Raw genomic sequence first — 24,279 nt, forward strand, 5'->3', positions numbered from 1 at the left:
CGCAAACCGCGAAAGAGGCCCCGATGACCGCCACGCCAGAAGAGCCGCTCGAAGGCACGCCGCTGATCAAGCCCTCGACCACCGATCACCCGCTCTACGAGAAGGTCGTGGAGGCCTGCCGCACGGTCTATGACCCGGAAATCCCGGTGAATATCTATGATCTGGGCCTTGTCTACACGATCGAGATCAGCCCCGAGAATGACGCGAAGGTGATCATGACACTGACCGCGCCGGGCTGCCCGGTGGCGGGCGAGATGCCGGGTTGGGTGCATGATGCGGTGGCCTGCGTGGAGGGGCTGCGTGATGTCGACATCGAGATGACCTTCGATCCGCAATGGGGCATGGACATGATGTCGGACGAAGCGCGTCTGGAGCTGGGCTTCATGTGACTTGGGGCGTGGGGGCTCTGCCCCCGCTCGCGTGCCGCGAGCCCCCCCGAGATATTTTCATCAAGAAGAAGGGGGCGGTCGCGCTCCCTTTTTGCATTTTCGCACAAGGGGTCGCGCGCGGGTGCGCTTGTCCGTCGCCCGTCCCGCCCCATTTCAACGTGCCGATGCGCAAACCCAATGAGAGGACTTGCATGACCGATACGCTTTTCACCCCCGCCAAGCTCGGCGCGATCGAGATCGCGAACCGTTTCGTGATGGCGCCGCTGACCCGCAACCGCGCGCCCGATCTCGTCCCGACCGATCTGACGGTCGAATATTATCGTCAGCGCGCTGGCGCCGGGATGATCGTCACCGAGGGGACGCAGATCTCGCCGATGGGTCAGGGCTATGCCTGGACGCCGGGGATTTACAACGACGACCAGGTCGCGGGCTGGAAGAAGGTCACCGAGGCCGTGCATGGCGCGGGCGGCAAGATCGTGGCGCAGCTCTGGCATGTCGGCCGGATCTCGGTGCCGCAGCTGCTGAACGGACGTGACCCGGTGGGGCCGTCGGCAATCTCGGCAGGCGCCAAGACCTTTGACGGTGAAGGCTTCGTCGAAACGACCACGCCCCATGCGCTGAGCGTCGAGGAAATCGCGGCGACGATCGAGGAGTACCGCAAGGCGGCCGAGAACGCGAAAGCCGCGGGCTTCGACGGGGTCGAGATCCACGCGGCAAATGGCTACCTGATCGATCAGTTCCTGCGCGACACCTCGAACACGCGCGCGGACGAATATGGCCGGTCGATCGAGAACCGCACGCGTTTCCTGCGCGAAGCGGTTGCGGCCGTCGTGGGCGTCTGGGGTCCGGGCCGGGTCGGTATCCGTCTCTCGCCCTGGTCAAATGCCAACAATGTCGGCATCGACAGCGATACGCCCGCGCTGTTCGCGGCGGTGGTCGATTTCCTCAATACGCAGGATATGGCCTTCGTGCATCTCGTGGAAGGCCAGACCGGCGGCCCGCGCGAGTGGCCGGAGGGCGGGATCGAGACGCTGCGCGCCCAGATCAAGGCGCCTTACATCGCCAATAACGGCTTCACCAAGGAGATGGCCGAAGCGGCGCTGGCCGACGGGGCCACGGCGGTGGCCTTTGGCAAGCTCTTCATCGCGAACCCGGACCTGCCGAAGCGTTTCGAGACCGGCGCCGCGCTCAACGAGCCGAACCCGGCGACCTTCTATGGTGGCGGGGCCGAAGGATATACGGATTATCCTTTCCTCGACTGACACGCTTGAACGTCTCGATGAATGCGGGCTTTCGGGCCCGCATTTTCGTTTCCGAGCCGGTTGATCGATCGGCTCAGGAAAGCGGTTTATCCGCCGGGCCGCCCAGCAGTCCGATTGCCTCATCCACGGATTGAAAGACGAATTTCGCGCCGAGGCTTGTCAGCAATCCGCTCCGGGCGAGGTCTTCTTGCGCATGGGGCGCTTCGAGCCGCGCCAAGGCGACAACAAGACCGCGCCCACGCAACTCCTCGATCAGGGCACGAAGACGGTCCGCGCCGGTCAGGTCTACCGCGAGCACGCCCGCGCATTCCAGCACCACGAGATGCGCCCCCGGCATCGCCGCAACGTGGCGACGGATCCCGCTCATGATGCCCGAAGCATTGGCGAAATTGATCGGCGAGGTGATGCCAAGGACCAGAACGCCTTCATAGCGCTCGGGCTCTTCGTCGCTTGCCGGGCGCCGCCACCAGACGGTCGTGCCGGGCACGTTATGCAGTTCGACCACCTGCGACTGGAAGAGCGGCATCGAGGCATAGACGAGCGACAGCAGGATCGCGATCGGCAGGCCGTATTGCAGCGGCAGAAGGATGACGAGCCAAGTTGTCGCCACCGCGATCGCCCCTTCCGAGGAACTGCGCCGGATCAGGTCGGGCAAATGCGCCGAGCTCAGCAGATGCAGCGCGATATAGCTCAATACACCTGCGAGGGCGGCGGCAGGAAGATCGCTGAGTATCCCCGCGCCGAAGACGAGAAGCACCACGCCGATCACCGCCGCCGCGAGCCCTGCGAGCTGCGAGCCCGCGCCGCTTTCGCGCAGGATCTGGGTACGCGGCGGGCTCGAATTGACGCCGAACCCGCCTGCCCCGGCCGCCGCCAGATTGGCAAGTGCCAATGCGCCGAATGCGTTGCGCCTCTCGGTCGGGGAATCGGCGCCGCTCGCGCGCAGCACGACCGTGGTCTGCGACAGGCACAGGAACGCGATGGAGATGGCCGCGGGCAGCAGGTCGATTGCACGCGCGGCGGACGAAGAGGGCCAATGCAGCCCCGCATCGCCCGCAACGCCGCGGATGCGAGGGAAGATCTCGCCCGTCGGGTCGGCGAAGATAGCAACGGCGATCGCACAGATCAAAGCGATCAGCGGAACAGGAAACCGGCGGTTCACGGAGGCGCCGATGACGCAGGCCAGCGTGATCAATGCAGCCATGACGAAGGGCGCGAGCCGGGCTTCACCGAAGGCGTGCCAAAGCGCGCGCATGGTCTCGATCGGGCTTCCGGGCGGCAGCGACAGCCCCAGCGCCACCGGCAGACGGCCCACCAGGATATGCACCGCGATGCCGGCGAGCATCCCGGCGGTCACGGGCTTCGACAACAGCTCTGCCACCCATTCGAGGCGCAAAAGCCAGACCGCGAGCAACATTGCCCCCACCATACCTGCCAGAAGCGCCGCATCGCCCGGAAGCGCGCCTATCGTGGCGAGCGCGGTGGCGATGAGCGGCGCGATGGTCGAATCCGCGCCGACGGAGAGCGTCGGGTTGCGCCCGACCAGCACCATCACCACGGACGCCACGGCGAAGACGATCAGCCCCTGCGCTGCGGGAAGCCCCGCGAGCTGCGCGGTGGCGAGCTGTTCGGGGATCGCGATCGCGGCCAGTGTCAGCGCGGCGAACAGATCCGCGCGCGGCGCAAAGCTCCGCAGGCTCGGGAAAACGGGCAGGCTCGGGCGCATCTTTCGGCAGGGCTCCGCAAAAACCGGGGGTCTTCATGACGTGTTAGGCCATCGCGCAGGATCGGTCCATCGCCTCACCGCGCTCAGCTTGCCTGTGCAACCCCGCACGCAGAGCGACCCTTGGAAATTCCCTCTGCGCGCATTAGGTTTGGGGGCGAAGGAGACCGCGCCCCATGTTCAACGTTCCCGGACAAGATCCCGTCACCCTGACCGATGCCGCCGTCGCGCAGATCGCCAAGCTCATGTCGCGTGAAAACGCGGCCGGCTTCCGCATCGGCGTCAAAAAGGGCGGCTGCGCGGGCATGGAATACACGATGGAAGTCGCGGCCGAGGCCGGGCCCATGGATATCGTCGTCGAGAAAGGGCCCGCCCGGGTTCTCATCGCGCCGATGGCGCAGATGTTCATGCTCGGCACCGAGATCGACTACGAGACCGGTCTGCTGGAGAGCGGTTTCAAGTTCCGCAACCCGAACGTGGTCGAAGCCTGCGGCTGTGGCGAGTCGATCAAGTTCCGCGACATGGAAGCGGACGAGACGGCGCAAGAGAGCTGATCCGCGCCCGCGCCAATTTGCCCTTTGCGAGCGGACGCGCCCTGTCCTAATCTCCCGCGTAACGATATCAGGGAGAGAGAGACCACATGCGCAAGAAACTTGCTGCCGGCAACTGGAAGATGAACGGGCTCAAGGCCGACCTGCACGAGGTCTCGGCGCTGATCGAAGCCCATCCCCACCCGAAATGCGACGTGCTGCTGTGCCCGCCCGCGACCCTTATTGCGGGGATGTCGATGACGGCGGCGGGCCGGATCGCGGTGGGCGGCCAGGATTGCCACATGCGCAGCTCGGGCGCGCATACGGGCGACATTTCCGCGCAGATGATCCGCGATGCGGGCGGCTCCCACGTGATCCTGGGCCATTCCGAGCGCCGTGCCGATCACCATGAAACCGACGTGATCGTGCGTGCAAAGACCGAGGCCGCGATCGAGGCGGAACTCGTCGCGGTGGTCTGTGTGGGCGAAACGGAGGCACAGCGCGATGCGGGCGAAACGCTGACCCTGATCGGCAACCAGCTCAAGGGCTCGCTGCCCGATCACGCGACCGCCGCCAATACCGTCATCGCCTACGAGCCCGTCTGGGCGATTGGCACTGGCCGCACCCCGACGCTCGAACAGATCGCGGAAGTCCATGATTTCATGCGCGAACAACTCATCAAACGCTTCGGCTCGGAGGGTGACGGGATGCGGCTGCTCTACGGTGGCTCTGTGAAGCCGTCGAACGCGGCCGAGATTTTCGCGGTCTCGAATGTCGATGGCGCGCTGGTTGGCGGTGCCTCGCTCAAGGCCGCAGATTTCGGCGCCATCATCGAGGCGCTTTCGGCCAGCTGACCGGGCATTTACACCCGACCAACGTCTTGCCGCCCGGTCTTCAGGCCGGGCGGTTTTTTGTTGCCGTAGCCATATTTGGGTCAGTCCAACTCGGGTTTGAGCGATCATGTCAAAGCACATATCGGGGTCGCCAAGTGGGATCTCTTCGACCATAGTGCCGGCAAGGACATGCAACAGGGCGGACAAGACAGATGACGACAGCGGGCGGATTCGTTCGGCGGGCTTTGATGGTGGCGGTGCCGGCGGCACTTGGCGTGGTCGCGATCTATTACGCGGGCAATCTCAAGAGCTTGCCCGAACCCACCGAGGTGAAGCGCAATCCGACGCCGGTGCGGGTCATCACGCTCGAACCGATCGATCTGGTGCCGCGTGTCAGCGGCTATGGCACGATCGCGCCGGTGCGCGAATGGCGCGCGGTGGCGCGGATCGAGGGAGAGGTGACCGAGGTCGCCCATCCGCTCGCGCCCGGAGATATCGTGCCGGCCGGAACGCTCGTGTTTCGGATTGACGACAGCGATCTGAAACTCGATCTGGCCAATATCGACGCGCAACTGGCTGCCTCGAAGGTGAAGGATGACACGGTCACGGCCAGCCTCGCGCTGGCGCAATCCGATCTCGCGCTGGTGCAGGAAGATCTCAAGCGTCAAGAGCGGCTCAACAGCCAGGGCGTGGTGACCCAAGCCGCACTGGAGGCCACGCGCCGGCAGGAACTGACCGCCCGCACCAAGGTTACCGAACTTGAAAACCAGATCACCCTGAACGGTGCCGAACGCGAGGTTCTGGGCACCCAACGCGCCTCTCTCGAACGCTCGATCGGGTTTGCCGAGATCCGCGCACCCTATGATCTGCGCGTGGCCTCGATCAGCGCCGATCTGGGGCAATATGTCAGTCGCGGTCAGGTCATGATGACCGGCGAAGGCACCGAGGCCGTTGATATTTCGGCGCAATTCCCGATTGGTCGGATCGGCCCACTGCTGCGGCTTGCCGGTGAGGGAACCGAAGTCACGGATCTCAAGGCGAAGGTGAAACTTCCCGCGCCCGAGCATCAGGTCGTCTGGCATGCAAAAGTCGAGCGGATGGGCGAAGCAATTGATGAGCGCACGCAAAGCGCCCCTGTCGTCGTCCGTGTCGAAGACCCGCAGAGCCAGAGCGTGGCGGGCGAGCGCCCTCCTCTGCGCCGCAACATGGTCATGGAGGTCGAGCTTTCCGCCCCCAAGCGCAAGGCGCTCGTGGTCCCGGTCGAAGCGGTGCAAAACGGCATGGCGCTCGTCGTCTCGGCTGAAGGTGTTTTGGAGAAGCGCCCTGTGACGACCGGTTTCGTCTCGGGCGATATCGCGGTGGTGACGAACGGGCTCAAGCCGGGCGATCAGCTTGTCGTAACCGACCCGTCGATAGCGGTCCCGGGCATGGCGGTGAAGCCGCTCGAGGATGATGCGCGCAAGGCCGAGATCATTGCCGAGGCGTTGGGACAGGCAGCGCAGGCGCCCAAGCCCGGCTCGGGCGGCGGCGCAGGCGGCGGCAAGAACAAAGAGGCCGCGCAATGATCCGTCTGTTTGCGGGCCACCGCACGGCGGCCAATATCCTGATGATCGCGATCTCGGGGCTGGGGCTGCTTGCCCTGCCGTTGATGCAGCGCGACACCTTCCCCGAGACGCCGCCCTCTGATGTCTCGGTGCGCATCACCTATCCGGGCGCGGCCCCGGCCGAGGTCGAGACCGGGATCTGTACCGTGCTCGATCCGGTGCTGATGAAGGTCGAGAACCTCGCCAAGCTGACATGTCTCGCACGCGAAAACGCAGCCCAGGTCACCGCCGAGATGATCGAAGGCGCGGACATGACGCGCTTTTACAACGACATCAAGGATGCGGTGGACGGGGTGACCTCCTTCCCCGCGAAGGTCGATGATCCGGTGACGCAGATCGTCGAGCGGGTGGCCTCGGTGTCCTCTGTCGCAGTGACCGGACCGAAGGATCCGGCGGTTCTTTACGCCTATGCCCAGCATCTCGCCGATCAGCTACGCGCCGATCCCGCGATCTCGCAGGTCGACGTGAACGGGTTCTCCGATCGTGAGATCGCCATCGAGTTCGACCGCGCGGCACTGGAGCGCTACGGCCTCGACATGACCGAGATCGGCACAGCGCTCGCGCGCTACAGCCTCGATATGCCCGCGGGTACACTGGAGGGGCGCTCGGGTGACACCGCGATCCGCTTCCTTGGTGAAAAACGCACCCCGCAGGAGTTGGGCCAAATCCCGATCGCGGGCAGCGCAACGGGCGGCGAAGTGCGCCTGGGCGACGTGGCCAAGATCACCGCCGGGTTCTCCGACCCCGCGCAGGCCACCTATTTCGATGGCCAGCGCGCAGCGATCGTGGCGGTGTCGAAGACCGCCTCGCAGGATGCGCTGAAGGTGAAAGCCGCCCTCGATCGGCAGCTCGACAAGGCCCGCGCCGAGGCGCCTGGCAATATCACCCTCTCGATCTCGCAGGATTCCACCCAGAACATCCGCGAGCGCCTTCGCATCATCGGCACGAACGGTTTTCAGGGTCTGATCCTCGTCTTGGTGGCGATGTGGCTCTTCTTCGGGCTGCGCATGTCCTTCTGGGTCGCAATGGGCCTGCCGGTGAGCTTCCTCGGCGCGATCTTCGCGATGCAGATGCTGGGCTACACGATCAACATGATGACGATGGTGGCGCTTCTGGTTGCGACGGGTCTGTTGATGGACGATGCGATCGTGATCTCGGAAAACATCGTGCGCCGGCGCCAAATGGGCGAGAGCGCGCAAAAGGCCGCGGTCAACGGGGTAATGCAGGTGGGGCCCGGCGTGCTGGCCTCGTTCCTGACGACCGCGATGATCATCGGCCCGCTGAGCTTCCTGTCGGGCAATATCGGGGCGCTTCTGAAATACATCCCGATCGTGCTCTTGCTGACGCTGACGATCTCGCTGATCGAAGCCTTCCTGATCCTGCCGGCCCATATGCGCCACTCGCTGCATGGCGATCTGCGTCCGGGCCGGGTCAACCGTGCGGTCAATGGCGCCTTCGACAAGCTGCGCGACGGGATCATCGTGCCACTGGCCGAACGCGCACTACGCTATCGTTACCTGACGATCGGGCTCGCGATCCTGGTCGTCTCCCTCTCGGTCGCGCCGTTCACCGGGGGCTTCATCAAGTTCCAGAGCTTCCCGACACTGGAAAGCGACACGGTCGAGGCGCGCTTGCTTCTGGCCGAAGGCTCGCCGCTCGTCCGCACAGAGGCGCGGGTCGCCAAGGTGGTCAAAGCGCTCGAACAGCTCAATGAAGAGCTCACCCCCGAGCAGCCCGATGGCCAGCAGTTGGTGCAGAGCTATACGATCACCTATGGCGTCAATGCCGACAGCCCGAGCAGCGGGCCCAATATGGCCACCGTCAGCGCGGCGCTGCTGCCAGCGGGCACGCGGACGACCGAGGTGGGCAAGATCCTCGACACCTGGAAGAAGCTCGTGGGGCAGATGCCCGACATGGCCGCCTTCCGGATCACCGACAAGGAACGCGGCGCGGGCGGCAAGCCGATCGACCTTCTGCTCGAGGGCGATAACCTTGATGATCTCGCGATCACCGCACGCGAGTTGCGCAAGTTCTTCCGGGGCTTCGATGGCGTGCGCGATGTGACTTTCGATCTGCAACCCGGCAAACCCGAGATCGTGGTGCGGATGCGTCCGGCGGCTGCGAACCTCCTGGGCGTGACGCCACAGGCGCTCGCGACCGAGCTGCGCGCGGCTTTTCGGGGCGACAGCGCGGTGAGCTTTGCCGATGCCTATGGGCAGGTCGATGTCGTGGCACGCTTGGCACCGTCCGAGCGTCAGACGCTGAGCGACGTGCTGGCGCTGCGCGTACCGGGCGCGAATGGTGCGCTGGTGCCGCTTTCGGCGGTGGCCAATGTCACCGAAACGCGCGGGTTCAACACAATCACCCACGTGAACGGACAGCGCGCGGTCTCTGTGCAAGGCTCGATCAATCCGGCGGTCGCCAATGCGCGTGAACTGATGGCGGCGATGCGTGCCGATTACCTGCCGCAACTGGCGCAGAAACGTCCCGGCATCAAGGTACTCGTTCTGGGCGAAGAGGAGGACACGGCAACGACCGGGGCTTCTTTGGCGCGCTACATGACGGCAGGCGTGGTGGGCGTCTATCTGCTGCTGGCCTTCTACATGTCGAGCTTCATCCGCCCGATCGCGGTCATTGCGGCAGTGCCGCTGAGCCTCGTGGGCGTGATGTGGGGACATATGGCCCTTGGCATGCAGATTTCGCTGCCGAGCCTCGTGGGACTTGCGACACTCGCCGGCGTCGTGGTGAACAACTCGATCCTGCTCGACGCTTTCATCGGCGAGCGGCGCGCCGCCGGGGCCGATATCATCGAGGCAGGCCGCGAGGCCGTGCGCGATCGCTTCCGCGCGATCTTCCTGACCTCGCTGACGACGATCGTCGGTCTCGGGCCGCTCCTCTTCGAGCAAAGCACGCAGGCGCAATTCCTGCGCCCCATCGTTGCGAGCCTCGCTTTCGGCCTGACGGCGGCGACGATCCTGTCGCTCTTCGTCACCCCAGCGCTGCTGGCGATCCTCGAGGATTTCGGGGTGAAACTGGCGGCGAAGGATAAGGACGACGACACCGCGCCGCCGCTGCCCGACCCTGTCACGAAGGCCTGAACCCTGCGCTTCTGCGCGCGGCGCCGATTGCATGGCGCCGCGCGTCACCTATATCTGCCTCGCTTGGATCACCTCAGGTGAAAGGACGCGAGAGCGCATGGGATACGTCAAGACCGGGATGCTGATGGCCGCGATGACGGCCTTGTTCATGGGGCTGGGCTACCTGCTGGGCGGCACCGGCGGGATGATGATCGCGCTGGTCGTGGCCGCCGGGATGAACGCCTTTTCGTGGTGGAATTCCGACAAGATGGTCCTGCGGATGCACAACGCCCATCCGGTGGGGCCAAATGACCGCTCGGGCCTGTCCGAGCTGGTCGCGCAACTCGCGCGCAACGCCGGTCTGCCGATGCCCGCGGTCTATCTGCTCGACACACCCCAGCCCAATGCCTTCGCCACGGGCCGGAACCCGGAAAACGCAGCCGTCGCGGTGACGACGGGCCTGATGCACAACCTCTCGCGCGAGGAGCTTGCGGGCGTGATCGCCCATGAGCTCGCCCATATCCGCAACCGCGACACGGCGATCATGACGGTCACGGCGACCTTTGCCGGTGCGATCTCGATGCTCGCGAATTTCGCACTGTTCTTCGGCGGCTCACGCGAACGGATGGGGATCGTTGGCACACTCGCGATGATGGTCCTCGCGCCGATGGCGGCGGCACTGGTGCAGATGGCGATCTCGCGCACCCGAGAATATGCCGCCGACAAGGCGGGCGCGGAGATTTGCCGGAACCCGCTTTGGCTCGCATCCGCGCTTGAACGGATCGAGGCGGGGGCTGCGCGCGTCGACAACCTCACGGCCGAACGCAATCCGGCGACGGCGCATATGTTCATCATCAATCCCCTGCACGGTCAGGGTGCGGACAAGCTCTTTGCCACGCATCCATCGACCGCAAACCGCGTCGCCGCGCTGCGCCAGATGGCAGGCGGGTCCGGCGCTGTTCCGATCCCAGCCCGTCCGGCACCGCAAACCGAGATGAGAGGCTTCCGCGACAGTTCCGTGCCGCCGGTGCGGCGCAAGGATCGCTCGGGCCCCTGGGGCTGATCCCGGCGACCAGTAGCTAGAGCGCCCGACCGCGGGAACGGTCGGGCGCGGCCCGGGCCGCAGAGGCGACACACAGGCGGGGGACGCAAGGTCGCCTCGGCGTCAGTAAGTGAGACGGCGATACATATGCCAGCTCGCATGGCCAAGCACTGGCAGCACCACCAGAAGCCCGAGGAACATCGGGATCATCCCGATGAACAGGCTGGCCGCGATCGTCAGCCCCCAGACTCCCATCGAAACCGGGTTCGCGATCACCGCGCGCATCGAGGTCAGGATCGCGGTGATGATGTCGATCTCGCGCTCCATCAGAAGCGGCAAGCCGACGACGGTGAAGGAAAACAGCGTTAGAGCGAAGACCGCACCGATGAGGGACCCGATCGCCAGCATCGCAAGACCGTTCCCGGTGAACAGGATCTCCGGCGAAGAGCTGACATTGGTGAAGGCCGACAGCCCCATGAACAGCGCGAAGGTGGTATGGGCCACGAAGACCCAGAACATGAACATCATCAGGATCAGCATCGCCATCGAGGGGATCTGCCGATCTTTCTGCGAGATGCAGCAGGCCATCACCTCACCCCAGACCAAGGGCTCCCCTCCCTCGATCCGGCGGCTGATCTCGTAAAGCCCGATGGCCGCGAAAGGCGCGAGCAGCGGAAAACCGAGCGCGAAGGGAATGAGCCACCATTCCTCGCCACGTGCCGAGAACACCATCCACAGCACAATTCCACCGAGGACGTAAAAGCCCGAAAACACCAGCCCGAACGCGGGGGCGCGCAGAAAATCGCGCCAGCCCTCGCGCAGAACCTCCGGGATTGCCGAGACCGGCATGTCGCGAAAATGCGGCAGCTCGGACGGCTCAGACATCACTTGTTGCATTCTTCTCTCCCTGACAGACAGGCCCTCTCCCCAAGGCCCGTGTGATCTCTCACGTGATAACGTTGCGTCACGCTCTCGTGAGCTGTCCAGAGAATTCCTCGCTGCGCTGCCGCAAGCTTCAGCCGCCGAGACGGCCCGTCATCCAAAGCGAGATCGCGTAAGGCAATCGTTTCAACAGTTTGAGTTGCCAGGTCAGGCGACGCGGAAAATGCGTCTCGAACCGGGACGAGGCCAGTCCGTCGGCAATCCGACGCGCGGCCTCTGCGGGTTCGAGCACGAAGGGCATGTCGAAATCATTCTTTTCCGTGAGCCGCGTTTTCACGAATCCCGGCGAGATCAGCCGTACATCGATCCCCGGCGCATATTCGACGCGCAAGCTCTCGACGAGGTTGATTACCGCAGCCTTGGAGGCGGAATAGAGCTGACCCTTCGGCAATCCGAAATAGCCCGCAACCGAACCGAAGATCACCAGCTTCCCGCCCTCACGCAACAGCCCCGGCGCGGCCTGCGCAAACCACAGCGTTCCAAGCAGATTCACCTCGATAAGTTTGCGCGCCGCATCGCGTTCGATCTCGTCGACACGCCCCGGATCGTAGAGCGCGGCGGTCGTGATCATCGTATCGAGCGGCCCTTTCAGAAGGATCTCGGCGCGCGCATCGGCCAGGCTCTCGGGATCGGAAATATCGACGGGGACAACCTCACCCTGCCCCAGGTCGCTCGCCAGGTCTTGCAACGGATCGACCGAGCGCGCCGAAAGCACCAGCCGTGCCCCGCGTGCCGCCAGTTCCCGTGCGAGCGCCTGCCCGATCCCGGAACTCGCCCCGATGATCCAGATCCGCTTGTCTTTGAACTCCATGCGCCCGTCCTGCCCTTTCGTTTCCGAAGGACTACGCGTGCGGATCGCTTATGGTTTCATCCCGAGCACCGAGAGTGCCTCGCCCACCAGATCCTCCACCGGGCGCGCGCCCGAGAGGTTCAGCACCGGCTCCGATCGTCCTGCCAGCCATTCGCGATGGCGCGACAGAGACCGCCCCGAAAAATAGGGGTCGTCATAGCTCGACGCCCATTTCAGGAAGGAGGCGTGGTTGTGGAAGAAATCGCCTCCCGCCCGGATCCGGTCGCCGAATTTCATCGCCTCGCGCTTGCGGATGCGGGCCAGTCGGATCGGTGTCGACGCGCTGAGAAAGATGATCAGATCGGCCCCGGCGATCGCAGGCTCTCCCCAGCCATCGAGCGAGCCGGAAATCACCCAACCCTCGGACGATTTTGCCTCTTCCATCATCTCAAGACGCTCTTCGGGGGGGCGCTTGACGGTATAGGGCGGATCGCTCACTGCCCAGTAAAAGGCATCTGTGTCGAGAAACGGCACATCCAGACGTTCGGCCAGCGCGCGGCCCAGAGACGAGGTTCCGGACCCTGCGGCGCCGGTGATATGAACCCGCGCCGCCATGATCTTAGTCCGCTGCCTGTGCGTCGGCGCGCGACTTGCCCTCGACCCCCATGGCCAGCGTCGCCGCCATCAAGCCGTCGAGATCGCCATCGAGCACGCCCTGCGTGTCGGAGGTCTCGAAGCCGGTGCGGAGGTCTTTCACCATCTGGTAGGGCTGCAGAACATAGGACCGGATCTGGTTGCCCCAGCCCGCCTCGCCCTTGTTTTCATGCGCCTCATTGATCGCAGCCGTGCGCTTGTCGAGCTCCATCTGGTAGAGGCGCGATTTCAGCGCATTCATCGCAATTTCGCGGTTCTGGTGCTGCGACTTCATCGATGAAGTAACCACGATTCCGGTGGGGATATGGGTGATCCGCACAGCCGAGTCGGTGGTGTTCACGTGCTGACCGCCCGCACCCGAGGACCGGTAGGTATCGACGCGGATATCGGAGGGGTTCACCACGATGTCGATGTTGTCGTCCACCACCGGATAGACCCAGACCGAGCTGAAAGACGTATGCCGGCGTGCCGCCGAATCGTAAGGCGAAATCCGCACGAGGCGGTGTACGCCCGATTCCGATTTCAACCAGCCATAGGCATTGGGGCCAGAGATCTTGTAGGTCGCCGATTTGATCCCCGCCTCTTCGCCCGGGCTCTCGGATTCGAGCTCGACCGTGTACCCCTTCTTCTCAGCCCAACGCACATACATCCGCGCGAGCATCGACGCCCAGTCGCAGCTCTCCGTGCCGCCCGCGCCAGAATGAACCTCGAGGTAGGTATCGTTGCCGTCGGCCTCGCCATCGAGAAGCGCCTCGAGTTCCTTCGCGGCGGCCTCCTCTTTCAGCGCCTTGAGCGATTTCTCGGCCTCCGAAACGATCTCGGCATCGTCTTCCATCTCGCCCAGTTCGATCAGCTCGACATTGTCGGTGAGTTCCTGATCGATGCGCTGATAGGTCTCGAATTTGTCCATCAGCTGCTGGCGGTCCCGCATCAGCTTCTGCGCGCGCGCCTGATCATCCCACAAGGTGGGGTCCTCGATCATCGCGTTGAATTCCTCGATCCGGTGCGGCGCGGTTTCGAGATCCATGCGCTGCCCCAGCAAGGCCAGCGATTTGCGGATCTGCTCCACGATATTCTGCGTCTCGGCGCGCATGTGTCGTCCTTCGTGATATCTTGCTGCGGGTGATACGAAATCGACAGCCCGCCCGCAAGCACCGGCGTCGGAGGGGGCTCTGCCCCCGCCTGCCTATCGGCAGACTCCCCCGAGATATTTAGATCAAGAAGAAGGCAAAATCGCGCCTGCTTCTTCTTGACGAAAATATCTCGGGGAATCCGCGTCAGCGGATGGGGGCAGCGCCCCCTTCAACCGATCGGCAGCGCGCGCTCGGCCAGCCGCGCGAGGAAGGACGCGCCCACCGGGGCGGCTTCGTCGTTGAAATCGTAGCGCGGATGATGGAGGCCCGCGCCCTCACCCGTCCCCATGAAGAGATAGGCGCCGGGGCGGGTTTCCAGCATGTAGGAGAAATCCTCCGCACCCATTTCGCGGGCGGCACGCCGCTCGACGCGGCCTGAACCCGCGATCTCCTCGGCCACTGTGGCGGCGAATTCCGCTTCTTCGGCATCATTGACCGTGGGCGGGTAGCCACGCTCATAGGTGATTTCGATCTCGACACCATGCGCCGCCGCGAGCCCCGCAACGATCTCGCGGAAGCGCGTCTCTGCAAGGTCGCGGATGGCGGGATCGAAGGCGCGGATCGTGGCGCAGAACCATCCTTCTTCGGGGATGATGTTCGAGGCCGAGCCGACATGGATCTGAGTGACCGAGACGACAAGTTCGTCGCCCGCGCCGATGTTGCGCGCGACCACCGTTTGCAGCGCATTGACCATGCCGGTGATCGCGACGATCGGGTCGATGCAATCTTGCGGCGTGGCGCCATGCCCGCCCTTGCCGCGCACCGTGACCCAGGCGGTATCGACAGAGGCCATATAGGGCCCCGGCGTGGTGTAGAAATGGCCAAAGGGAAGACCCGGCGCGTTGTGGATCGCGAAGACGCGGGAGATGTCGAAACGGTCCATGACGCCCTCGCGGACCATCGCCTCGCCGCCACCGCCCTCTTCCTCGGCAGGTTGGAAGAGCAGCGCGACGGTGCCCGCGAAATTGCGCGTTTCGGCAAGGTAAGCCGCTGCGCCCAGAAGCATCGTCGTATGGCCGTCATGGCCGCAGGCATGCATCTTTCCGGGGGTTTCAGAAGCATAGTCCGCCCCGGTTTCCTCGGTGATCGGCAGCGCGTCCATATCGGCTCGAAGGCCCACCACCGGGCCCGAAGCGCGCCCCTTGATCAGCGCCACGATCCCGGTTTGGGCAATGCCTTCATGGATCTCGTCGACACCGATCTCGCGCAGACGCTCGGCCACGAAGGCAGAGGTCTGCGGCAGGTCGAATTCCAGCTCGGGATGGCGATGCAGCCAGCGCCGCCATTCAGTCATCTGCTCTCCGAGAGCGGCGATTCGATTGATGACGGGCATGGTGGACTTCCCTCGCGCGGATGGTTAGGCCAGAGGCAATCGCATGGCAGGAGGCACGCTGCAATGGCCAAACCCGATGACGCGCTGATCTTTGACGAGACCGGGGAGGCGGCGCATCAGTTCGAGCGATTGATCGCAATCATGGCCTGTCTGCGAGACCCGGAGACGGGCTGTCCCTGGGATCTCGAACAGGATTTCGCCTCGATCGCGCCCTACACGATCGAAGAGGCTCACGAGGTTGCCGATGCGATTGCGCGGCAGGCCTGGGAGGAACTGCCCGGCGAGCTGGGCGATCTGGCCTTGCAGGTGGTCTATCACGCCCAGATGGCCTCGGAGGAGGATCGGTTCGACATCGCCGATGTCCTGCGGGCGATCAACGCCAAGATGGTGGCGCGCCACCCCCATGTCTTCGGCAATGAGAGCCGCAACAAGTCTGCCGAACAGCAAACCGCGGATTGGGAGAAGATCAAGGCGGCCGAGCGCGCCGCGGCGGGCAAGACCGAGCGCGTCGGGGTTCTCGATGGTGTCGCGTTGGGGCTGCCCGCGCTGACCCGGGCGATCAAGCTGCAAAACCGCGCGGCGCGGGTCGGGTTTGACTGGCCCACGACGGATGAGGTTCTGGAGAAGATCGTCGAGGAGGCGCGCGAGCTGGAAGAGGCGCGCGATCAGCTGGGACCGGAGGAACTGGCCGAGGAATATGGCGATCTGCTTTTCGTGATGGTCAATCTCGGACGCCATCTGGGGCTCGACCCGGAAGGTGCGCTCCGCGCGGCCAACCTGAAATTCACAAACCGGTTCAACTATATAGAGGCCGCGCTTGAAGCGCGCGGCAAGAATCCTGCCCAAAGCGATCTGGCCGAGATGGATGCGCTTTGGGAGGAAGCGAAGACGAAGGGTGTGAAATAGGCCCTGGGCTACTCACCCAAGCGGCAAGGCTCTTAGAGGAACGCCTTGCGCAGCATGTTCAGGGCGACGAGCATCAGGAAAACCGCGAAGACGCGCTTGAGTTTCTTCGGATCAAGCTTGTGCGCCAGCGCGGCCCCGAGCGGCGCGGTGAAAGTCGTCATCGCAATGACGATCAGGAAGGCCGGGATGTTCACCGCCCCGATCGAATAGGGCGGCGCGTCGGCCACCGGCGTCAGCAGGAACCCGATCGCAGAGGGTAGCGCGATGGTCACGCCGAAGCCCGCCGAAGTTGCCACCGCGCGGTGGATCGGGATACCGTGCAACGTCTGCATCGGCGTACCGATCGACCCGCCGCCAATCCCCAGAAGCACCGAAAGAAACCCCATCAGCGGCCCGAACCAGGCGCGGAACACCCCGCCCGGCAGACCGTCCGAGATCCGCCAGCTCGACTTGCCGAACATCATGTAAAGCGCGATCACCATAACCATCACCGCGAAGATGATCTGCATGGTGGACGACCGCAGCTGATGCACCACCAGAACGCCGATCACCGCACCGATCACGATCGGCACCACCCATTGCTTGAGGATCACCCAGTCGACCGCGCCTTTGCGGTTATGTGCCATCACAGATCGGATCGAAGTCACGATGATCGTCGCCAGCGACGTCGCGACGCAGACCTGCATCAGATCGTCGGACGCATAGCCCAGGCCTTTGAAAAGATAGAAGAAGGCCGGCACGAGGACGATCCCGCCCCCGACACCCAGAAGGCCCGCGAGAACCCCGGCGAATGCGCCGACCCCCATCAGGATCAGCACGAGGGGCACGAGGGTGGACAGATCGGGCATGCGCGGAAACTCCTTGATTTCCGCTCAGTTACCCCGTTCACGCAGCGGTGACAACGCGCTCTCGAAAAGTTCAACCCCGGCACCATCGCGGGTGGCCCCTTCCGAGAGGATCTGGCGATAGCGGCGCGCGCCCGGTTTTCCATGGAAGAGACCGAGCATGTGGCGCGTGATCTGGTGCAGGCGACCACCTTTTGCGAGGTGATCTGCGATATAAGGGATCATCGCCTCCGCCACCTCGAACGCATCTCGCGGCGCACCCTGCCCCCAGAGCCGTGCATCGGCCGCGCCCAGAACCTCCATCGGTTGGTGATAGGCGGCGCGTCCCACCATCACCCCGTCGAGCCCCTGTGCCAGTTCCGCCTCGGCGCCAGCCAGATCGGCAATCCCGCCATTGATCGAGATATGAAGCTGCGGGAACGCTGCCTTCATCGCGTGGACGAGCGGGTAATCGAGCGGCGGGATCTCGCGGTTGTCTTTCGGCGAGAGACCTTGCAGCCAGGCCTTGCGTGCGTGGATCGTGACGCGGGTCACGCCGGCGGCGGCGATCTTTTCCAGAAACGCGGGCAGCACCTCCTGCGGGTCCTGATCATCGACGCCGATCCGACATTTCACCGTCACCTCTACGGGTTGCGCGGCGATCATCGCTGCGACGCAGTCGGCCACGAGATCGGGCGTTTTCATCAGAACAGCCCCGAACGCGCCCGATTGCACGCGATCCGAGGGGCAGCCGCAATTGAGATTGATCTCGTCATATCCGAAATCCGCGCCGATGCGCGCCGCCGCACCAAGCTCCTCCGGGTCCGAGCCGCCCAACTGCAGCGCGACCGGATGCTCGGCGGCATCAAATCCCAGAAGCCGCTCGCGATCGCCATGAATGACCGCAGGCGCCGTAACCATCTCCGTATAGAGCAACGCCTGAGAGCTGATCTGACGGTGGAAATAGCGGCAATGCCGATCCGTCCAGTCCATCATCGGCGCGACGGACAGGCGCGCGGCACGGGTCAGGGCGTCGGATGTCGTCATGGCGGCTTGCCTCGTGGACCGTCGTTAATGCGTCGCCCCCGCCCCCAAGGCGAAAAGTCTACCGATGAGAGGGAGGTGGCGCACCCGACAGGATTCGAACCTGTGGCCTCTGCCTTCGGAGGGCAGCGCTCTATCCAGCTGAGCTACGGGTGCCTGAGCGCGGATATAGAGAAGCCGTGCGCGCGCCGCAACTGCGAATTCTCAGCCCTTCGCGGCCAGCGCGTCATCAAGAACGCCCGCCAGGACATCGCGCGGCACGTCCGAGGTGACGAAGGCGTCACCGATGCCCCGTGCGAGGATGAAGCGCAGTTTTCCGTCGAGCACCTTCTTGTCCTGCGCCATCAGCGCGATCAGACCTTCGGTATCGGGCAATGCGCCCGGAATATCGGCCAGATCGACTTTCATGCCCATGTCGCGCAGATGGGCGCGCACGCGGCTTGGGGCCTCTTGTGAACACAGGCCGAGGCGCTGGCTGAGTTCGAAGGCCAGCGCGCACCCGATCGCGACGCCCTCGCCATGCAACAGCCGGTCCGAAAAGCCCGTTGCGGCCTCGAGCGCGTGACAGAAGGTGTGGCCAAGGTTCAGCAGCGCCCGGTCGCCCTCTTCCGTTTCGTCGCGCGCCACGATCTCGGCTTTCATCTCGACCGAGCGTTTTACCGCGTGTAGGCGCTTGTCCATATCGCCTGCGGCCATTGCCGGCGCATTGGCCTCCAGCCAATCGAAGAACGCAGCATCTCCCAACAGCCCGTATTTCACCACCTCGCCATAGCCAGCGAGGAAATCGCGCGGCTTCAGCGTGCCCAGAACGCCGAGATCGGCCAGCACCAGCGAGGGTTGATGAAAGGCGCCGATCAGGTTCTTGCCTTGCGGCGCGTTGATCCCGGTCTTGCCGCCCACGGAGCTGTCCACCTGCGCCAGAAGCGAGGTCGGGATCTGCACGAACCGCACGCCCCGGCGCAGCACGGCCGCCGCAAAGCCCACCAGATCGCCAATCACGCCGCCCCCCAGGGCGATGACGATATCCTTGCGCTCGACCTTCTGTTCCAGCAGCCATTCGACGGTGCGGGTGAACTGCGGCCAGCTCTTCGTGGCCTCGCCCGGCGGAAGGGTCAGCGCGACCATCTCGATATCGCCCAACCCCTGGCGCAGCGTTTCCAGATGCAGATCGGCGACCGTCTGATCAGCGACGACCGCGACACGCGGACGGCGCAGCAAGGGCGCGATCTCGGCGCCCGCGTTCTCCAGCAGCCCGGTGCCGATGCGCACCTCATAGGACCGCTCGCCCAACTCGACCGGAACGATCTCACGCATCTTACACCTCTTCGATCAAACCATCGACCACGCGCAGATGCGCGATCACCTTGCGCGCCATATCCGGCACCGAAAGCCCCTGCTCTGCCTCGACCACGACCTGCGCTTTGGAATAATGCGGCAGGCGCTGCGCGAGCAGATCGGTCAGCGTCTTCTTCGGATCAGCCGTGCGCAGGAGCGGTCGGGTATTCTTGTGGCGCACCCGGTTCCAGAGCAGCTCCAGATCGGCCTTGAGCCAGACCGAAACCCCAAGCCGCGCGATCATCTCTCGATTGGTCTCCGACAGGAAAGCCCCGCCTCCGGTCGAGATCACACCGGGTGGCCCGGACAGAAGCCGTTCCAACACTTCCGATTCGCGTGCACGGAAGAACGGTTCGCCATCGCGGGCGAAAATTTCCGCCACCGTCATCTGCGCCGCGCGTTCGATTTCATGGTCGCTATCGAGGAAGGGCGCACCGAGAAAGCGCGCCACCGCAGTGCCGACGGCCGTCTTACCCGAGCCCATCATGCCCACCAGCACGATAGAGCGCGTCAGATGCCCCAGCACCGGTTGATCCTGCTCTGCCCCGGCTCTCACCTTGTCAATCCCGTCTTCCGGTCCCATCTCGCGCATCGGCGGAGCCTTGCACAAACGTGACGCGGACCCCCTTGAATGGCGTGAACTTCCCTGAAATGCCATATATGATCAATGCGAAACCGCAACCAAGAACGGCCCGCCTGACCGGGAAGGGGCCGCGACAGACGGCAGAAAAGAGAGAAAATGGGGCGCATCTTCAAGCTCATCGTCATCCTCCTGATCCTTGGCACGATCGGCGTGATCGGCTTCGCCTATCTCGGAGACATGAGCCCCGACAGCCAGCAGCAGCGTATCGAAGTCACCCTGCCCGGCGGGATCGGCGCAGGCAGCGGGGGAACGGGTGGGAACTGAGCGCCGCGCGCTCGCGGCGAGCCTTGCCGGTCTCCTGATCCTCGCGACGGCCAGCGCGCCGCGCGCCGAGGTCTCTCAACCCATGTCCGCGATCGACTGGCTCTCGCATTCCGTGGCCAACGCGCCGCGCAGCGGCCAGATCCCCGATGAGACGATTACCGGCACGGGGGGGATCGAGGATATCGCGGTGCTCTCGCTCGATGCGCCTTCGGCCGATACGCTGGGGTTGTTGCCGGCCGAACGCACCGGGCTGCCGCGCACGCTCTGGGGCAAGACGCCCGAGCCCGAATTGGCACAGGCATTGCGAGCGATGCCGCTCGATCAGCTCCCCGCGCTGCAAAGCCTGACGATGACACTCCTCCTGGCCGAGCTGAACCCGCCCGAAATCGCCGAGCCGTCGCAGCGCAACCAGCTTTTTCTGGCGCGCGTGGACAGGCTTCTCGACATGGGTGCGCTCGATCAGGCCCATGCGCTACTCTCGCAGGCCGGGACGAACAATCCCGAGATCTTCCGGCGCAGTTTCGACGTGGCGCTGCTGCTGGGGCAGGAGCGCCGGGCCTGCAAGATCATCGAACGCAGCCCCTCGATTGCGCCCTCCTACGCAGCGCGGATCTTTTGTCTTGCACGCAACGGGCAATGGGATCTCGCCGAGCTGACGTTCGGCACCGGAAAGGTACTCGGGCAAATTCCGGCCTCTGAAGTGAGCCTCCTGGAGCAGTTTCTCGACCCGATGCTGGCCGAGAGCGCCGAAGAGATGACGCCGCCCGATCCCGTCACGCCGCTGAGCTACAAGATGATGGAAGCAATCGGCCAACCGCTGCCGACCTCGGTCTTGCCGCTGGCCTTCGCGCAGGCCGATCTCACCGAGAATAACGGCTGGAAATCGCAGCTTGAGGCGGCAGAGCGTTTGGCGCGCGCGGGCGTGCTCGATCCGAACCGCCTGCTGGGGCTCTACACGGAACGCAAGGCGGCCGCGTCGGGCGCACTCTGGGACCGGGTCTCGGCGGTTTCAGACCTCGACAAGGCGCTGGCCGCGGGCGATGCAAAAGCTGTCTCGCGCGCTCTGCCCCGCGCCTACACTGCAATGGCGGAGGAAGAGCTTGAACCGGTTCTCGCCGCGCTGTTTGGCGATCAGCTTTCGGGCATGGCACTGTCGGGCAAAGCCGCCCGATTGGCATTCGAATTGAGCCTGCTCACCCCCGCTTACGAGGAAAACGCCCGCACCGGCGCCGAGGCCGATCCGCGCGGCGATCTGCTTGCGGGACTGGCGCAGGGCGATACGTCGCAGGCGCGTGCCCGCAGCAGTCTGGGCCGCGCCCTCAAGGACGTGTTCGACACCCCGCCCACCGCCGCCGCAGACCGTTATGAGGGGCTTCTGCCCGACCAGCTCGGTCTTGCGATCATCGAGGCGATCGGCGATGTCACCGAAGGCGCGAAGGGTGATTATCCGCGAGTGCAGGACGGGCTGCGTCTGCTCCGCTTCGTCGGTCTGGAATCGACGGCGCGACGCGCAGCGATCGAGCTGTTGGTGTTGGAGCGGCGCGGATGAGCGAGGCGCCATCCGACCCACGCTGGCTCCCCGCCTTTCTCGAGGCACAAGCCGCCGAGGCCGGGGCCGCACGCAATACCATTCTCGGATATGGGCGCGATCTCAATGACTTCGCAGGTTTTCTTCAGGAAAAAGGGTTGAGTTATGCGACCCTCACCCGCGAGGACATCGAGACTTACCTGATCCGATGCGAAGCGGATGGGCTCGCGAAATCGACCCGCGCGCGGCGCCTGAGCGCGATCCGCCAACTCTTCCGTTTCGCCTATGAAGAAGGCTGGCGTGCCGACAATCCTGCGATCCGCATCTCCGGCCCGGGGCGTGCGCAACGGCTGCCCAAGACACTTTCGCTCGAAGAGGTCGAGGCATTGCTGGAGGCCGCCCGCGATCAGGGCCGGTCGCAGAAAGACCAAATCCGAAACCGTTGCCTGATGGAACTGCTCTACGCGACAGGGATGCGGGTGTCAGAGCTCGTCTCGCTGCCAGTTTCCGCCGCGCGGGGCGATCCGCGCATGCTCCTGGTGCGCGGCAAGGGCGACAAGGAGCGCATGGTCCCGCTCTCGCCGCCTGCGCGTGAGGCACTGACCGACTGGCTTCGCACGCGCGATGCGATTGAGGAAGAGGCGCGACTCCAGCATCGGGCCCCGCCCTCACGGTTTCTCTTCCCCTCGCCCGGCAAGGAGGGTCACCTGACCCGGCAGGCCTTTCATCGGCTGCTGAAGGATATCGCGGTGAATGCGGGGATCAGCCCGGCAAAGGTCACCCCCCACGTCCTGCGCCACGCCTTCGCAACGCATCTTCTGCAAGGCGGCGCCGATCTGCGTGCGATCCAGATGCTTCTGGGCCATGCCGATCTCTCGACCACCGAGATATACACCCATGTGCTTGATGAACGCCTCAAGGAATTGGTGCTTCAACACCACCCGCTTGCGAAAGGTCGCGGCAAACGTCATGGGGACGCTTGAATGCGCCCCGGCGCGCCCCCATAACCTAAGCCCATGGAAAACTCTCTCGATATTGCGTTCTGGATCACCGCCGGTGCGATCGTACTGCTTCTGGCGCTTTCGGCCTTTTTCTCGGGCTCTGAAACAGCACTGACGGCGGCGAGCCGCGCCAAACTGCGCGCGCAGGCCGACAAGGGCGAGACGGGCGCGAAGACCGCTCTGGAGGTCACCGAGGATAGCGAGCGGCTGATCGGTGCGATCCTGCTGGGCAATAACGTGGTCAATATCCTCTCCGCCTCGCTGGCCACGGCGCTGCTGACCCGGATCTTCGGGCAATCGGGCGTGGCGCTGGCGACGCTGGTGATGACGCTGCTGGTGCTGATCTTCTCCGAAGTTCTGCCGAAGACCTATGCAATCACCCTGCCCGAGAAGGTCGCCGCCAAGGTCGCCGGTCCGATCCGCGTCGTGACATTCGTGCTCGCCCCGATCGTCGCGGTGGTACGGATGATCGTGCGCGGGATCCTTTACGCGTTCGGGATGCGCACCGACAAGAACACCCACATGTTTTCGATCCACGAGGAAATCGCGGGTGCGCTCGCACTGGGTCAGTCCGAGGGAACGGTCGACAAGGAAGACCGCGATCGCCTTTTGGGCGCTCTCGATCTGGGCAATCGCACGGTCGAGGAGATCATGCTGCATCGCTCGCAGATCGAGATGCTCGACATCGAACAGGATCCGGATTCGATCCTGACGGCAGTGCTCTCCTCGCCCCATACGCGCCTGCCGCTCTATCGCGGCGAGCGCGAGAACGTCGTCGGCGTGATCCACTCCAAGGACCTGCTGCGCGCGGTGGAAAAGGTCGTGCGCGGTGGCGACGGTACGCTCGAGAGCGTCTCCGACCTCGACATCACCAAGGTAATGATGAAGCCCTATTTCGTCCCGGAGACGACGCCGCTGGACGAGCAGATGCAGGAATTTCTCAAGCGCCGCACGCATTTCGCCCTTGTCGTGGACGAATATGGCGATCTGCGCGGCTTGCTGACGCTCGAAGATATTCTCGAGGAAATCGTGGGCGAAATTACGGACGAGTTCGACCCCAAGGCCGAGCGCAGCCTCAAACCCACGGAAAGCGGTGATTACATCGTCGATGGTGCGATGACGATCCGCGACCTCAACCGGGAGACCGACTGGAGCCTGCCCGATGACGAGGCCAACACGATCGCGGGTCTGGTGATTCACGAAGCTCAGACGATCCCGACCGAAGGCCAGGTCTTCTCCTTCCATGGCTTCCGTTTTGAGGTACTCACGCGCAAGGACAACCGCCTTACCCGGATCAAGATCCGCCCGCTGATCCCCGACGCCTGAGTAAGGCTCTGGCGTCGCAGCCGCCCCGGAGGGGCGAATTGCCAATTCAAAGGGCGCTGGCAAAGGAATTCCGCGTCGAGGCGGGCGGCTGATATG

The 24,279-nt window shown here is 64.4% G+C and carries 22 protein-coding genes and 1 tRNA gene; 12 read left to right on the forward strand and 11 right to left on the reverse strand.

Annotation, left to right across the window (positions count from 1 at the left end):
- The first annotated feature begins 23 nt into the window (after positions 1 to 23).
- Both TP2_RS13085 and TP2_RS13090 read left to right on the forward strand, forming a co-directional pair.
- Positions 24 to 389: an SUF system Fe-S cluster assembly protein gene (locus TP2_RS13085; protein ID WP_038078223.1), complete on the forward strand. Its 366-nt coding sequence runs from the start codon at positions 24 to 26 to the stop codon at positions 387 to 389.
- A gap of 191 nt (positions 390 to 580) precedes the next feature.
- On the forward strand, positions 581 to 1,651 hold the full coding sequence (locus tag TP2_RS13090) for an alkene reductase (RefSeq protein WP_038078224.1): 1,071 nt from the start codon (positions 581 to 583) through the stop codon (positions 1,649 to 1,651).
- A gap of 73 nt (positions 1,652 to 1,724) precedes the next feature.
- On the opposite strand, the gene TP2_RS13095 is transcribed toward TP2_RS13090, so the two are convergent.
- On the reverse strand, positions 1,725 to 3,377 hold the full coding sequence (locus TP2_RS13095; RefSeq protein ID WP_038078225.1) for a SulP family inorganic anion transporter: 1,653 nt from the start codon (positions 3,375 to 3,377) through the stop codon (positions 1,725 to 1,727).
- Positions 3,378 to 3,550: 173 nt separating this feature from the next.
- On the opposite strand from TP2_RS13095, the gene TP2_RS13100 reads away from it, so the two are divergent.
- The 5 genes from TP2_RS13100 to htpX all read left to right on the forward strand — a co-directional run bounded on the left by TP2_RS13100 (position 3,551) and on the right by htpX (position 10,481).
- Positions 3,551 to 3,928, forward strand: coding sequence for a HesB/IscA family protein (locus TP2_RS13100; RefSeq protein ID WP_038078226.1), 378 nt, complete (start codon positions 3,551 to 3,553; stop codon positions 3,926 to 3,928).
- A gap of 86 nt (positions 3,929 to 4,014) precedes the next feature.
- A complete protein-coding gene (tpiA, locus tag TP2_RS13105) occupies positions 4,015 to 4,758 on the forward strand; it encodes a triose-phosphate isomerase (protein WP_038078227.1) in 744 nt (247 codons plus the stop codon).
- Positions 4,759 to 4,949: 191 nt separating this feature from the next.
- Positions 4,950 to 6,302 carry an efflux RND transporter periplasmic adaptor subunit gene (locus TP2_RS13110; RefSeq protein ID WP_038078228.1) on the forward strand — a complete coding sequence of 451 codons (1,353 nt, stop codon included), beginning with the start codon at positions 4,950 to 4,952 and terminating at the stop codon, positions 6,300 to 6,302.
- Positions 6,299 to 9,439: an efflux RND transporter permease subunit gene (locus TP2_RS13115; RefSeq protein WP_038078229.1), complete on the forward strand. Its 3,141-nt coding sequence runs from the start codon at positions 6,299 to 6,301 to the stop codon at positions 9,437 to 9,439. Before TP2_RS13110 ends, TP2_RS13115 begins: the two co-directional genes overlap by 4 nt.
- A gap of 97 nt (positions 9,440 to 9,536) precedes the next feature.
- Entirely contained in the window at positions 9,537 to 10,481 is a 945-nt protein-coding gene (gene htpX / locus TP2_RS13120; RefSeq protein ID WP_038078230.1) for a zinc metalloprotease HtpX, read from the forward strand.
- 102 nt (positions 10,482 to 10,583) lie between these two features.
- Here the strand turns inward: htpX and TP2_RS13125 are convergent, their stop codons facing one another.
- The 5 genes from TP2_RS13125 to TP2_RS13145 form a co-directional block, all read right to left on the reverse strand.
- Positions 10,584 to 11,357, reverse strand: a complete 774-nt coding sequence (locus tag TP2_RS13125; RefSeq protein WP_038078231.1) for a DUF2189 domain-containing protein — start codon at positions 11,355 to 11,357, stop codon at positions 10,584 to 10,586.
- 118 nt (positions 11,358 to 11,475) lie between these two features.
- Positions 11,476 to 12,213, reverse strand: a complete 738-nt coding sequence (locus tag TP2_RS13130) for an SDR family NAD(P)-dependent oxidoreductase (RefSeq protein ID WP_038078232.1) — start codon at positions 12,211 to 12,213, stop codon at positions 11,476 to 11,478.
- Positions 12,214 to 12,261: 48 nt separating this feature from the next.
- Positions 12,262 to 12,807, reverse strand: coding sequence for an AAA family ATPase (locus TP2_RS13135; protein ID WP_038078233.1), 546 nt, complete (start codon positions 12,805 to 12,807; stop codon positions 12,262 to 12,264).
- 4 nt (positions 12,808 to 12,811) lie between these two features.
- Positions 12,812 to 13,939 (reverse strand): peptide chain release factor 2, encoded by a 1,128-nt coding sequence (gene prfB, locus TP2_RS13140; protein WP_038078234.1) that lies wholly within the window; start codon positions 13,937 to 13,939, stop codon positions 12,812 to 12,814.
- A gap of 209 nt (positions 13,940 to 14,148) precedes the next feature.
- Positions 14,149 to 15,312: a M20 aminoacylase family protein gene (locus TP2_RS13145; RefSeq protein ID WP_038078235.1), complete on the reverse strand. Its 1,164-nt coding sequence runs from the start codon at positions 15,310 to 15,312 to the stop codon at positions 14,149 to 14,151.
- Between the two features lie 63 nt (positions 15,313 to 15,375).
- Here TP2_RS13145 and mazG point away from each other — a divergent pair, with 63 nt between their 5' ends.
- The gene (mazG, locus tag TP2_RS13150; protein WP_038078236.1) at positions 15,376 to 16,218 is read left to right on the forward strand and encodes a nucleoside triphosphate pyrophosphohydrolase; all 843 of its coding nucleotides are present in this window, start codon (positions 15,376 to 15,378) and stop codon (positions 16,216 to 16,218) included.
- Between the two features lie 32 nt (positions 16,219 to 16,250).
- Here the strand turns inward: mazG and TP2_RS13155 are convergent, their stop codons facing one another.
- From TP2_RS13155 to TP2_RS13175, 5 genes are all read right to left on the reverse strand, one after another.
- On the reverse strand, positions 16,251 to 17,066 hold the full coding sequence (locus TP2_RS13155; RefSeq protein ID WP_038078237.1) for a sulfite exporter TauE/SafE family protein: 816 nt from the start codon (positions 17,064 to 17,066) through the stop codon (positions 16,251 to 16,253).
- A 24-nt stretch (positions 17,067 to 17,090) separates the two neighbouring features.
- Entirely contained in the window at positions 17,091 to 18,089 is a 999-nt protein-coding gene (gene dusA, locus TP2_RS13160) for a tRNA dihydrouridine(20/20a) synthase DusA (protein WP_038078238.1), read from the reverse strand.
- Positions 18,090 to 18,165: 76 nt separating this feature from the next.
- Positions 18,166 to 18,242: transfer RNA gene (locus TP2_RS13165), tRNA-Arg, on the reverse strand.
- Positions 18,243 to 18,290: 48 nt separating this feature from the next.
- Positions 18,291 to 19,400 (reverse strand): 3-dehydroquinate synthase, encoded by a 1,110-nt coding sequence (gene aroB, locus TP2_RS13170; protein ID WP_038078240.1) that lies wholly within the window; start codon positions 19,398 to 19,400, stop codon positions 18,291 to 18,293.
- Between the two features lies 1 nt (position 19,401).
- A complete protein-coding gene (locus TP2_RS13175; RefSeq protein ID WP_420804616.1) occupies positions 19,402 to 20,013 on the reverse strand; it encodes a shikimate kinase in 612 nt (203 codons plus the stop codon).
- A gap of 147 nt (positions 20,014 to 20,160) precedes the next feature.
- On the opposite strand from TP2_RS13175, the gene TP2_RS18675 reads away from it, so the two are divergent.
- From TP2_RS18675 to TP2_RS13190, 4 genes are read left to right on the forward strand one after another with little or no spacing between them, the layout of a single operon-like run.
- Positions 20,161 to 20,328 (forward strand): hypothetical protein, encoded by a 168-nt coding sequence (locus TP2_RS18675; protein ID WP_169739536.1) that lies wholly within the window; start codon positions 20,161 to 20,163, stop codon positions 20,326 to 20,328.
- Entirely contained in the window at positions 20,318 to 21,877 is a 1,560-nt protein-coding gene (locus tag TP2_RS13180) for a hypothetical protein (RefSeq protein ID WP_038078242.1), read from the forward strand. The genes TP2_RS18675 and TP2_RS13180 overlap by 11 nt, the downstream gene beginning before the upstream one ends.
- Positions 21,874 to 22,839: a site-specific tyrosine recombinase XerD gene (locus tag TP2_RS13185; protein ID WP_038078246.1), complete on the forward strand. Its 966-nt coding sequence runs from the start codon at positions 21,874 to 21,876 to the stop codon at positions 22,837 to 22,839. The genes TP2_RS13180 and TP2_RS13185 overlap by 4 nt, the downstream gene beginning before the upstream one ends.
- A 33-nt stretch (positions 22,840 to 22,872) precedes the next feature.
- The gene (locus TP2_RS13190; RefSeq protein ID WP_038078250.1) at positions 22,873 to 24,183 is read left to right on the forward strand and encodes an HlyC/CorC family transporter; all 1,311 of its coding nucleotides are present in this window, start codon (positions 22,873 to 22,875) and stop codon (positions 24,181 to 24,183) included.
- Positions 24,184 to 24,279: the final 96 nt, after the last annotated feature.

The sequence above is a fragment of the Thioclava pacifica DSM 10166 genome, assembly GCF_000714535.1.
Taxonomy (GTDB): domain Bacteria; phylum Pseudomonadota; class Alphaproteobacteria; order Rhodobacterales; family Rhodobacteraceae; genus Thioclava; species Thioclava pacifica.